This window comes from Pseudoclavibacter sp. VKM Ac-2867, assembly GCF_015351275.1.
Taxonomy (GTDB): domain Bacteria; phylum Actinomycetota; class Actinomycetes; order Actinomycetales; family Microbacteriaceae; genus Pseudoclavibacter.
Genome location: NZ_JADKSL010000007.1, coordinates 192,833 through 204,466, shown reverse-complemented (window position 1 = coordinate 204,466; position 11,634 = coordinate 192,833). Strand labels below are relative to the sequence as shown.

Here is an 11,634-nt window from a genome sequence, read left to right as displayed (position 1 = left end):
CCCCCCCAGACCCAGCGCCCCGGAGCCCGTGGAAGTCTCGGGATGGGGAAGTCACTTCGTTGCAGGAACCTACCCAGCACGAAGTGACTTCCCCATCCCGAAACCTCTCGGAACCCATCCGGAATCGAGGGAGGGCTGGCCGGGCGAACGCCGCGACCAGCCCTCTCGAGACGATTGCTAGAACGTGGCGGCGTCGATCACGAAGCGGTAGCGCACGTCCGACTTGAGGACGCGCTCGTAGGCCTCGTTGATCTGCGCGGCGTCGATGAGCTCGATCTCCGGCGCGATGTCATGCTCGGCGCAGAAGTCGAGCATCTCCTGCGTCTCGCGGATGCTCCCGATCGTCGATCCGGCGAACGAGCGGCGGTTGTTGAAGAGCGTGAAAGCGCGCACGGGGATCGGCTCGGCCGGCGCACCGACGTAGACCATGGTGCCGTCGAGCGTCAGCAGGTTGAGGTACTGGTCGATCTCGAGGTTCGCGCTCACCGTGTTGATGATGAGGTCGAACGTGTTCCGCAGCTCCGAGAACGTGGCCTTGTCGCTCGTCGCGTAGTAGTGCTTCGCTCCGAAGCGCAGTCCGTCTTCCTGCTTGCTGAGGGTCTGCGAGAGCACGGTGACCTCGGCGCCCATGGCGACGGCGATCTTCACGGCCATGTGACCGAGGCCGCCCATGCCGACGACGGCGACCTTCTTGCCGGGTCCTGCATTCCAGTGGGCGAGCGGCGAGTACGTCGTGACGCCCGCGCAGAGCAGCGGGGCGGCCTTCTCGTACGGGATGCTCTCCGGCACGCTGAGCACGAAGTCGGCGTCGACGACGACGTTCGTCGCGTATCCACCCTGCGTGATGCTGCCGTCGCGGTCCTTGCCGCCGTACGTCATGACGTTGCCGTTGGTGCAGTACTGCTCGGAGCCGGCCTTGCAGTTGTCGCACTCGCGGCACGAGTTGACCATGCAGCCAACGCCGACGCGGTCGCCGACCTTGTGCTTGGTGACGTCGGAGCCGACCTCGGCGACCGTGCCCACGATCTCGTGGCCGGGGGCGAGCGGGTAGGGAACCTGGCCCCATTCGCCGCGCACCGTGTGGATGTCGGAGTGGCAGATGCCCGAGTAGGCGATGTCGATGAGCAAGTCGTTCGCGCCGACGTCGCGGCGCTCGATGGTGATGGACTCGAGCGGTTCGGTTGCTGAGGGGGCGGCGTAGGCCTTCGCGGTCGTCATTCGTGCTCCTTCGGGATGTGCTTGGAGGTCGTTCGCTCGCCTGCTCCGGTTCTCAGAGCACGGCGGGACCGAGGAGACTCTATGCCTCACCCCCGACCGTCACTCTCCGCGAGCGTTCAGGTCGCCGCGTTTGAGCGCGACGTTGGGGTGCGTCGGCCGCGCCGTCTCGTCCGGCTGGGCTGGCGCCGCTGGCGCGTCTGGACCCTTCGCGGCGGCCCCCGTCACCGCATCCACGACCTCGTCGACCGAGACGATGCGCAGCATCCCGGTTTCGAGGCCGACGGCGACCTCGTCGGGGATGACGTACATGGCGCGCGTCTCAGGACCGGCGGTCGCGGTTCCTCGGAACTGTCGCTTCGACATGACCCTCGCCTCGCGCGGCGCGCCACGACGACGCCTGAACTGCCGGGCGAGGAACCGCCCCAGCGTGACGCCGCCGGCGATGCCGATGCCGATGGAGCCCGCCTGCACGAGTCGCAGCACCCCGTCGTCCGAGGAGGAGCTCGACGTGATGTCGAGCATCCCCTGGTAGATGGCCAATCCTGGCAGCAGGGGCACGGTGCCGCAGACGGTGGTGATGGTGGCGGGGATGTGCAGCTTGCGTGAGAGGCCTTCGCCGAGGATGCCGATGATGAGGGCGGGCACGGCGGTCGCGACGAGCGGCTCTGTGCCGGCCGTCACCAGGATGTCGTAGCCGAGGTACGCGATTCCGCCGAACACCATGGCGACCAGGGCAGTGCGCACGGTCGCGTAGGACGCGAGCGCCCACGCCGCGGCTGCGATGGCGGCGCCGAACACCTGCACGGCCGATGGCCACGGCTGCACGGATCGCTCGACGAGGCGCAGGTCGATGCCGAGGCCCCGCGCGACGTCGAGCACGATGGCGATGCCGACGATGAGGCCGAGCGTGAGCAGCACCACTTCGAGCAGCCGACCCATCGCCGTGATGGGGAAGCCGTTGATGGCGTCGTCCGCAGCCCCAACGAACGACATCCCGGCGAGGAGGACGACAAGCCCGGATGCGACGACAAGCGCCGGCGGGAGCGCAGCGAAGTCGACGGGCAGCACCGGACGCAACGCGAGCAGGCCGACGGCCACGCCCGTCGCGATCGCGGCGCCAGCGATCTGCAGGAAGAAGGCGGGGAGCCCCCAGCGGCCCAGCGCTTGGAGGACGAGGTCGACGATCACGGTCGTCGCCGCCGAGAGCAGGCACACGAGCGGTCCGCCGCCGAGCAGGAAGCCGACACCGCCGGCCATGAGTGCGAGCCACACGGTGACCATCGAGCGGCGGAAGCGCTGCGGGGCGACGAGGATCTCGTCGAGGCGCTGGTGGAACGACTCGAGCTGCTGCAGAGCCTCCTCCAGCTTCGCCGGGTCGTCGATCGTCTCGGCGACGTCGATGTCGTTGGGGTCGGCCGCGATCTCGCGCGACAGCTCCATGACCCGGGTGAGGCGGTCGTAGTCGGGGAGGCGACTGTTGACGACGCGCAGCAGGCTGATGCCCGCGCCGTCGTTCGCCCCGTCGTGCACGACGAGGATCGACGTGAAGGTGAGGTCGATCTGGCAGTCAACGCCGAACGCCTTCGTGGTGCGGCGGATCGCGTCCGTCACGTCCGTCGCGGAGGCACCGAGCGCGAGCATCGTCTCGCCGACTCGCACGGCCAGCTCGAGCACCTCGCGGATGCTGCGTTCGGCGAGCAGGGCACGCTGCGCGCGGCGCCCGATGGTCGTCGACGGGGTTTTCCCGCCGACCTTCCTGGCCAGGTTGTCGAAGAAGTTCTTACCGCGCACGGCCGGAGTCTAGTTGCGCGGGAGGGGCCGCGTCAGCGTCCGGAGACGATGTGCACGAGGCCTCTCAGCGCCTCTCCGAGCGGCTCGACTTCGTCGGCGGTGTTGTGCGCGTGGAAGGACAGCCGCAAGTTACCGGCGCGGTTGGCGGCCATCACGTCGAGGCGCTCGAGCGTGTCCTTGATCTGCCTGGCTGCGCCCTCGACGGGGGCGAGCGCGAGGATCGCGGAGCGAGCATCCGGGAGTCCCGCCGCCGACGCGAACGCGGCGCTCACCTCGAGCGCGTGCGCTTCCAGTTCCGGCGCCCCAACTTCGAGGAGGAACTCGAGCGAGGCCTCCGTGCCGACCCATGCCTGCCAGGCGGGCGAGACGTCGAAGCGTCGCGCATCCGCTGCGAGCCGCAGCGGCAGCCCGTAGATGCTCGACCACGGGTCCTCACCTGCGTACCAGTTCGCGGCGAGCGGGCGGATGCTGTCGTGCAGTTCCGGATCGAGCGTCAGGAAGGCGGTGCCTCGCGGGCACAGCAGCCACTTGTAGGCGGCGCACACGGTCGCGTCGAAGCGGCTCGCGTCGACGTCGTTCCACCCGGCGGACTGCGTGAGGTCGATGAGGGTGCGCGCCCCGTGCTTCTTCGCCGCCGCTTCGATGGCGTCGAGGTCGGCGAGGGCGCCGGTCGAGGACTGCACCGCCGAGACGACGACCCAGGCCGTGTCCGAGCGGATCTCCTCGGCGAGGGTGTGCACGGGCACCTCGCGCAGCCTGAGGCCGCGGTCGGCGTTGGCCGCGAACGGGAAGCTGACGCTCGTGAAGTCGTTCTCTGCGAAGAGCACCTCGGCGCCGTCCGGAACCGAGGCCGCGATGAGCCCGACGAGGGGCGAGACCTGGTTGCCGATCGCCACCCAGGCGGCGGGCACGTGCACGAGCTCCGCGTAGAGCTGCCGCGATCGAGCGACAGTGGCGTCGTAGTCGTTCGCCTGTCGACGCCCCGCGCTCCACCCTGCGATCTCGCGCGTGAGCGCATCCGTGGTCGTCTTCGGCGGCAACCCCATCGACGCGGTGTTGAGGTAGAGGGGCTCCGCCGAGAAGGCGGCTGCGTGGATCCAGGACATGTCGCCAGGCTAGCGACCAAGGTTGGGGCGCGCCGAGCCGACGTCCGCAACTGGGGCTGGCGCCTTCGGCTGCTCCCCAATAGTTTGATCGCATGACCGGCTTCCAGGCCCCGACATGCCGCCGCCGATCGGCGGTGACCGCAGTCGCCCTCCTCTGCGTGGCCGTGCTGGCGGGATGCTCACCGGCGGGCACACCAAGCGAGAGCACTGCCCCGACCGCCACGGTGGTTCCTGGCGCTTACCTCGAGGAGTTCGAGCTGGAGGTCGCGAGAACAGCCACCGACGAGGACCTCGACCTCCTCGTCCGGGACGGCCAGACGCGGATGCATGCGGCAGCCCTGAACGACGACGGGCAGAGTTTCCGACTGGTGCGCTTGGATTTCGCAGGTGACACCTGTAGCGAGGCACCCACGCGCCTGATGCTGCTCGACTCGACCACGATCCTCATCACATATGAGCGCATCGTGCCTTACACGTCGTGCCTGACTTCGGGGACGACGCGAGTCGACGAATTCCGGGTGCCACCCGGGGTGGAACCGGTGGGGCTTGAAGTTCCGACCACGAACACGCATTCGGCGTCGCAGCCGTTGACCTTCGAGGCCCCGAGCGTGACGGCGACGACGGGGGCCGTTTCAAGCAGCACAGCGCTCGCGGATGTCCCTTCGAGACTCGCGACCGACGAGGAGTCTGCACTCATGACCGGCGACAAGACGATTCCACGACACCCCAAAGTCGTCGCAAGCGACAGCACCACCTTCACCATCGCCCGGTTTGACGCCCTTGAGCCCTGCAACTCCGTGCCGAGCGAGCTGATCGTGCTCAGCTCCACGGAGATCTCCGTCAATTACCGCTCCTTCTCACGTGAGGGCGGCTACTCGGATTGCGTCCCCGGCTCGGTCGACCTGGCTGAGCAATTCGAGATCCCTGCCAGCGTCGCGGGCTCGGTGACCGTCTCGATCACCGAGGAGACGCCGAAGGCGAAGCCGATCTACATCGAGCCATCAACCGTATGAGATCGAGGACGTGTGAACTCCGCAAAAACAACCACAAAGGCGGTGGCAGCCTGCCTGGCCGCAGCGCTCCTGCTCACCGGATGCGCGCCCACCGTTCCGCGAGCCGACGACCCGCCCGCGAGCGAAGTCCCTGTCTCTGATATCTACGTCGAGGAGTTCGAGCCGACTGTCGCGCGCACGGCCACCGAGGACGAGTGGCAGCTCCTCATGCAGTCGGAGAACTACCGCTCGACCGCGGCGATCCTGAGCGAGGACGGCACGACGTTCCGCGTCCTTCGCGACGACAACGGCGAAGATACCTGCAGCCAGGCTCCCGTTCGACTGATGCTGCTCGATGACGACACGATCCTCCTCACCTACGACTACGTCGGCGACCCCGGACAGATCTGCACCCTCACCGCGACGACGCGCGTCGACGAGTTCACGGTTCCGCCCGGGGTCACTCCCGCGGGCATGGAGGTTCGCTTCGCGACGGCGAACTCGTTCGAGGAGCCTCTGACCTTCGAGAGCCCCACCGCTTCGACGCTGGTGCCGCTGCCGAGCATCACGTCGTTCGAGGGGGCGGTTTCACCCGTGGCCAGTGCGGCGCAGTCCGCCCTGATTCCGGGAACTGACCCCACGCAACGACGACCGGTGCTCGTTGCTGACGACAGCACCTTCACGATCATCCGCCAAGATCGGGCCGAGCCCTGCACCTTCGTGCCAAGCGAGCTCATCGTGCTGAGTCCGTCGGAGATATCCATCCACTACCGGTCGCTCGAGAAGGATGGTGACGGCGCCAGCTGCAGCATCGATCCGGTCGATCGCGCCGACGTGTTCGGCATTCCTGCAGGCGTCGCCGGGCCTGTCTCCGTCACCACGACAGCTGAGAGCTGGATCTTCGGCGCTGCCATCATGGAGCCAGCAACGACGTGAGATCGTAAGCACATGAAACTCGCCGAAGCGCTCCTGGAGCGCGCTGATCTGCAGAAGCGCGTCGAGTCGCTGCAAGCTCGCATCGTCGCGAACGCCTCCTATCAGGAGGGCGAGCAGCCGACCGAAGACGCCAGTGAGCTGCTCGAGGAGTGCGCGACTCGCCTCCTGCAGCTGGAGCGTCTCGTGACGTCGATCAACATCACCAACGCAACCGCGCCCACGGAAGATGGGCGCACGATCACGGCGCTGCTCGCGGCACGGGAGACGCTGCGCACGCAGCACAGCATCCTGGTGCGGGCAGCGGATGCGGCGGCCGGGTCGTGGGGACAGCGGCAGATGCGCAGCGAGCTGCGGCAGATGTCCGCCCTGCCGGTGCGCGACGTGCGAGCCAAGGCCGACGGGGTCGCTCAGGCGCTCCGCGAGCTGGACGTCATCATCCAGCGCACGAACTGGGAGGTGGAGCTCCTCGAGGCGTAGCCGTCGACGGGGCGAACACGGGGAAGACTGTCGCGGTGAGTCGGTAGGCGAACGGCGCGAGCACACACCGAGGGCTGGCGGTTTCCAGTCCACCTGTCGACGCGGTGGGCAGCGTCTCGGCTTCGGCCGTCACACCTCAGCCCAGCACCCTTCACCGGGAACCGCGCACGCAGGACACCTCATCACCATGTGCTGGCCGGACGCCGAGGGCGGGATCGGGGACCTCACCGCACCAAGCGCAGCGGACCGCATCTTGCGAGTGCCCGCGGGGTTCTGCGGCGCCTCGTGCGCGCTACGCCTGCTCGCTCGGCAGCACCGACACGGCGAACCACTGCCCGTAGCCGTCCTGCGCGAAGGTGAGCGTCGATCCGCGGTCGATGGTCGCCTCGTTGTGGGTTCCGCACATCGACACGTGCTGCGTGTCGTAGGAAACACCTGGGCGCACCTTGCCGTCGATGACGGGCAGCAGTGCAACCGGGCCGTCGGTTGTCAGGCCCGGCAGGTCGCGGTCGCCGACGCGGAACAGCTCGCGGTCGATGCCGGAGCTCGCGGCGAGCGCATCGACATCGCTGTACGGGCAGCCGAGCACAAACGCACTCGCGTCCTCGGGGAGCAGCTCATCGATCTCCATCGTGGCCGAGAGCTCGTTGACCTTGAGGTGGTCGACCAGGCGCACCGGATCGGGGGTCGCGCAGGCCGACAGCGAGGTCACGGAGAGCACGCTGAGGGCGACGAAGGTCACTGCTCGACGGGGGTGCACATGAGTGACACTACTTGTTGGACCGGGTCTATCGCGTCATCCGAAGTGGTGAACTTCGTCATCCGAGAGATGGATGTGACGCATCCCTGGCCGTGCAAGCGGGCTTCCGTGCATGCGTGCTTCCGGACGACGCCAGCTCTCCACGGCACCTCCCCCGAGCCTAGGAGCGATCTGCGGCGCGCGCGCCGACCGCGTGAGAGATGGGCGTGGGAAAGAAGCTGCGCGGTTCGAGGAGTTCCGCCCGGTGCGTGCCGCAGCTCGCGCAGGCGCTGTAGATGATCGTGCCGAGCGATGTCGCGTGTCGGGATGCGGTGACCCATCCGTGCTCGACACACGTCACGCCGGTGTCGGCGGCTGCCGGGATGGGCGCGTGCACGTCGTCGGGGAGCGTGATGGGGCGCGTGGCGAAGTCGTCTGCGGGCGTGAGTTTCTTCATGCCATCGAGCCTGGTGTAATAGCCTTATGCATCTCAACCCTTACGGAGAGTACGCCGTCGTCCTGGCCGCCTCGCTGGCCAACGACTGGCCAGCCGACCGCCCCGCGCTGCTCGCACGCACCCGCGAGCACGGAATGACCATGCCCTTTCCGCCAGAGGCCGAAGACCATGCGCGCACCCGCGCCGTGATCGACGAGTGGCTCAGAGTCGTGGATGCCCCGAGTGACGAACAGCGCGCCGAGGTCCTCAACACCCTCATGGCCTCGGCGACGGCCTACCCGCGCCTCACCAACCACGACAACGAAGGCTGGCACCTCCACTACCGCGACTGGAACATGTCGCTGCCGGACATCCTGCTCGCCGTCATCACCGTCGGCACCGCCCTGCACCTCACGACACGAGGCATGCACCGCCTCGGCCGGTGCGCGGCCGGACTCGACGAGGGCGACGGATGCCGAAACGTGGTCGTCGACGTCACCCGCAACGGGCGCCAGCGATACTGCTCGGTGCGTTGCGCCAACCGAGCCGCGGTTCGCCGCCACCGGGCTCGCGCGACGCGGTGAGCGCATCCGCACCCCTGCAACTTCCTCACCGAGGGCGCCTGCGCGAGAAGCCCTCGGATGCGCGTGATGGGTTTCCGCGACCGTGATGGGAAAAAACCCATGACCAGTCACCGAAACCCATCACGCCCAGCGCCAAAACCCATCAGGGACGCAGAAACCCCGCAAGCTCACCCGGCGCGAGCCGCACGCCCGCGACGCCGACCACCCGGATCTGTGCCACCCAGAGCCGCGCCAGGCAGAGGTCGTGCCACCCAGGCACGTGCCCGTCCAGGGCCGTGCCAGCTAGACCTGCGTGGCCTCGAGGCCGCGCTCGAGGTCGGCGAGGATGTCCTCGATCCCCTCGATGCCGATCGAGAGGCGAATGAGCCCGGGAGTCACGCCGGCCTCGTCGCGCTGCTCCTGCGAGGAGCGCTTGAAGATCGTCGATTCCATGTGCAGCGCCAGCGATCGCACGTCGCCGATGTGCGTCATGTGGCTGACCAGGTCGAGGGCCTCCACGAACTTGCGCGCCGCATCCGGGCCACCGGGAAGGTCGAACGAGACGACGGAGCCCGCACCGTCCGGCAGGTACTTCTGGGCGAGTGCGTAGTACTCGTTCGACGGCAGTCCCGAGTAGTCGACCGAGGCGACCTCCGGTCGGGCCTCAAGCCATTCGGCGACGCGCTGCGCGTTGGCGACATGGCGCTCCATGCGCAGCGAGAGCGTCTCGATGCCGTGCAGCAACAGGAACGTGCTCGTCGGCGGCACCGTGGGTCCGTAGTCGAGGACCGTGACCGACTTCACGTAGCTCATGAACGTGTCGGCGCCGTAGCGCTCGATGAACGACGGGGCACCCTCGAACGACCCCTTCGTGAAGTGCGGGAACCGCTCGGAGTTGGCAGCCCAGTCGAACTTCCCTGCGTCGACGATGACGCCGCCGATGACCGAGCCATGGCCCGAGAGCCACTTGGAGGTGGAGTGGATGACGATGTCGGCGCCCCACTCGATGGGGCGACAGAGGTAGGGGGTCGCGACCGTGTTGTCGACGATGAGCGGCACCCCGGCCTTGGCGGCCACACGCCCGAGCAGCTCGAGGTCGACGACGTCGTTCTTCGGGTTGGGGATCGACTCCGTGTACACGGCCCGAGTCTCTGGGCGGATGCGCGCGAGCCACTCCTCCTCGCTCGCATCCGCGCGGAGGAACTCGAAGTTCAGGCCCTGCCGGGTGAGGCTGCCGTCGAACAGCTGCCGGGTGCCCCCGTAGAGGCTCGCCGTCGAGAGGATGTGGTCGCCGGAAGCGGCCAGCGAGAACAGGGTCATGGCGATGGCCGCCTGCCCGCTCGACACGACGAGCCCGTTCCGCCCGCCCTCCAGGTTCGCGATGCGCTTCCCCGCGACGACGTTCGTCGGGTTGTCGCCGCGCGAATAGGCGCGCCCGACGCTCTCGCCGGAGAATCGGGCCTCGGCCTCGTCGTAGGACGGGAAGACGTACCCGGCGCTCTGGTAGATCGGGGTCACGCGTGCGCCGACGTCGCTGTCGACGACCGCGCCGGCGTGGATCTGCCTGGTCGCAAAGGTCTGTTCGTTTCGCTCTTCAATGGCCACAGGGTCAACGTACGGAACTCAGGTCAGCTTGTGGAGCCGCGGCGAAACCTTTGGAAATACGCGAGGGGCCTCGAGCGTTTGCGTGGTTACGTTTCCCACATGCCCTCGCCGACAAGCAACACCGAGACCACGAGGCGCTTCGACGCCGTCACCCGCGCGGAGCTGGCCCGCCCCGACAGCCGAAAGTGGAGCCTCAACGAGGGCACCATCGGCGCGTGGGTCGCGGAGATGGACTTCGGGACGGCGTCGAACGTGCGGCAGGCGATCCTCGCTGCCGTCGAGAAGGATGAGCTCGGCTATCTCGCCCCGCCCACCTGGGCGCGCACGGCGACAGCGGCATCCGCGTTCTTCGAGCGACGCTATGACTGGGCGGTGGAGCCCGAGCGCATCCACCACATCGCCGATGTCATGGGCGCCTTCGATGTGTTCGTGCGCCACTTCACGGCTCCGGGCTCTCCGATCATCGTGCCGACGCCCGCGTACATGCCGTTCCTCGTGACCGACGCGTTGCAGGGGCGCGAGACGATCGAGGTGGCGGGAGTGATCGAAGACGAGCGCTGGACGCTCGACTTCGACGGCATCGAACGCGCCTTCGCGAACGGGCCGGCCAACGTGGTGCTCGTCAACCCGCACAACCCGACGGGCACCGTCTACACGAGGGCCGAGCTGCTTCGCCTCGCCGACATCGTCGAGCGCGGCGGCGGCCGCGTCTTCGCGGACGAGATCTGGGCGCCGCTCACCCTCGATGGGCCGCAGCACATCCCGTACGCGTCCATCTCGGCCGAAGCGGCCCGCCACTCGGTGACCTCGACGGCGGCTTCGAAGGCCTGGAATGTCGCGGGCCTGAAGTCCGCGCAGATCATCTTCACGAACGACGCGGACCTCGAGCACTACCGCACGTTCGGCTTCGGAGTCGTGTGGGGCTCTTCGATCCTGGGTGCGTTCGCCGCCGAGGCCGCGTACAGGGATAGCGACGGCTGGCTCGACGAGGTGAACGCGGCGCTCGTCGAGAACCGCGACCTCCTCTTCCGACTGGTTGCCGAGCTGCTGCCCGGCGTGCACGCCATCGTGCCCGAATCGACCTACGTGGCCTGGCTCGACGTGTCAGCGCTCGGCATCGATGGCTCACCTGCGAAGTTCTTCCTCGACAACGCCGGCGTCACCCTGACCGCCGGAGCGTCTTGCGGGGCCGATTTCGAGCAGTACGTGCGCATCGTGTTCGCCACCCCGAAGCCGGTGATCGAGGAGATCATCCAGCGCATGGCCGACGCTCTCGCGGCCCGCTAAGGCAGCCGCCACAACCCGCAGGCCGAGGCCAGCTGGCCGAGTTCTGCTCGGCTAGTTCTGCTCGGCGATGCGCTCGTGGTGGCGGATCACCTCGGCGATGACGAAGTTGATGAACGTCTCCGCGAACTCGGGGTCGAGGTGCGCCTCCTCCGCGAGCTGGCGAAGGCGGAGGATCTGGCGTCGCTCACGGTCGGGATCTGCGGGCGGCAGGCCGTGCTCCGCTTTCAGCTCGCCCACGAGGGTCGTGAATTTGAAGCGCTCGGCGAGCATGTGCACCAGCGCGGCATCGATGTTGTCGATGCTGCCGCGGATCGAGGTCAGCCGGCGAAGCGCTGCGTCGTCCGACGTGTGCTGGACCTGCGCGTCGCGAGCGGATGCGGGGGACTCGACGCCATCGACGTGCTCGTTCCTGACTGCGGGGGCTTCGCTCGATGAGGACATGCCAGGAGCCTAGCGCTGGCTCCGTGTCGCGAGAAATACGCGC

At 68.0% G+C, this 11,634-nt stretch carries 12 protein-coding genes; 5 read left to right on the top strand and 7 right to left on the bottom strand.

Annotation, left to right across the window (positions count from 1 at the left end; genetic code table 11):
• Nucleotides 1–177 precede the first annotated feature (177 nt).
• From ITJ67_RS09320 to ITJ67_RS09310, 3 genes are all read right to left on the bottom strand, one after another.
• On the bottom strand, nucleotides 178–1,218 hold the full coding sequence (locus tag ITJ67_RS09320; RefSeq protein WP_194677429.1) for an NAD(P)-dependent alcohol dehydrogenase: 1,041 nt from the start codon (nucleotides 1,216–1,218) through the stop codon (nucleotides 178–180).
• A 99-nt stretch (nucleotides 1,219–1,317) separates the two neighbouring features.
• The gene (locus ITJ67_RS09315; protein ID WP_194677428.1) at nucleotides 1,318–3,009 is read right to left on the bottom strand and encodes a threonine/serine ThrE exporter family protein; all 1,692 of its coding nucleotides are present in this window, start codon (nucleotides 3,007–3,009) and stop codon (nucleotides 1,318–1,320) included.
• A gap of 32 nt (nucleotides 3,010–3,041) precedes the next feature.
• A complete protein-coding gene (locus ITJ67_RS09310) occupies nucleotides 3,042–4,115 on the bottom strand; it encodes an aminotransferase class V-fold PLP-dependent enzyme (RefSeq protein ID WP_194677427.1) in 1,074 nt (357 codons plus the stop codon).
• 92 nt (nucleotides 4,116–4,207) lie between these two features.
• Between ITJ67_RS09310 and ITJ67_RS09305 the strand changes: the two genes are divergently transcribed.
• From ITJ67_RS09305 to ITJ67_RS09295, 3 genes are read left to right on the top strand one after another with little or no spacing between them, the layout of a single operon-like run.
• Nucleotides 4,208–5,128, top strand: a complete 921-nt coding sequence (locus ITJ67_RS09305; RefSeq protein ID WP_194677426.1) for a hypothetical protein — start codon at nucleotides 4,208–4,210, stop codon at nucleotides 5,126–5,128.
• A gap of 42 nt (nucleotides 5,129–5,170) precedes the next feature.
• Nucleotides 5,171–6,043, top strand: coding sequence for a hypothetical protein (locus ITJ67_RS09300; RefSeq protein ID WP_194677425.1), 873 nt, complete (start codon nucleotides 5,171–5,173; stop codon nucleotides 6,041–6,043).
• Between the two features lie 12 nt (nucleotides 6,044–6,055).
• Complete coding sequence (locus tag ITJ67_RS09295; protein ID WP_194677424.1) at nucleotides 6,056–6,520, top strand: DIP1984 family protein; 465 nt, start codon at nucleotides 6,056–6,058, stop codon at nucleotides 6,518–6,520.
• 292 nt (nucleotides 6,521–6,812) lie between these two features.
• Here ITJ67_RS09295 and ITJ67_RS09290 read toward each other — a convergent pair whose 3' ends face one another.
• Complete coding sequence (locus tag ITJ67_RS09290; protein WP_146080460.1) at nucleotides 6,813–7,280, bottom strand: hypothetical protein; 468 nt, start codon at nucleotides 7,278–7,280, stop codon at nucleotides 6,813–6,815.
• Between the two features lie 160 nt (nucleotides 7,281–7,440).
• Complete coding sequence (locus ITJ67_RS09285) at nucleotides 7,441–7,716, bottom strand: hypothetical protein (RefSeq protein WP_194677423.1); 276 nt, start codon at nucleotides 7,714–7,716, stop codon at nucleotides 7,441–7,443.
• Between the two features lie 26 nt (nucleotides 7,717–7,742).
• Here ITJ67_RS09285 and ITJ67_RS09280 point away from each other — a divergent pair, with 26 nt between their 5' ends.
• Entirely contained in the window at nucleotides 7,743–8,279 is a 537-nt protein-coding gene (locus ITJ67_RS09280) for a CGNR zinc finger domain-containing protein (RefSeq protein ID WP_160070801.1), read from the top strand.
• 282 nt (nucleotides 8,280–8,561) lie between these two features.
• On the opposite strand, the gene ITJ67_RS09275 is transcribed toward ITJ67_RS09280, so the two are convergent.
• A complete protein-coding gene (locus ITJ67_RS09275; RefSeq protein WP_323741433.1) occupies nucleotides 8,562–9,863 on the bottom strand; it encodes an O-acetylhomoserine aminocarboxypropyltransferase/cysteine synthase family protein in 1,302 nt (433 codons plus the stop codon).
• Between the two features lie 99 nt (nucleotides 9,864–9,962).
• Between ITJ67_RS09275 and ITJ67_RS09270 the strand changes: the two genes are divergently transcribed.
• Nucleotides 9,963–11,150, top strand: coding sequence for a MalY/PatB family protein (locus tag ITJ67_RS09270; protein ID WP_194677422.1), 1,188 nt, complete (start codon nucleotides 9,963–9,965; stop codon nucleotides 11,148–11,150).
• 51 nt (nucleotides 11,151–11,201) lie between these two features.
• Here the strand turns inward: ITJ67_RS09270 and ITJ67_RS09265 are convergent, their stop codons facing one another.
• Complete coding sequence (locus ITJ67_RS09265; RefSeq protein WP_160070803.1) at nucleotides 11,202–11,591, bottom strand: chorismate mutase; 390 nt, start codon at nucleotides 11,589–11,591, stop codon at nucleotides 11,202–11,204.
• Between the last annotated feature and the right edge of the window lie 43 nt (nucleotides 11,592–11,634).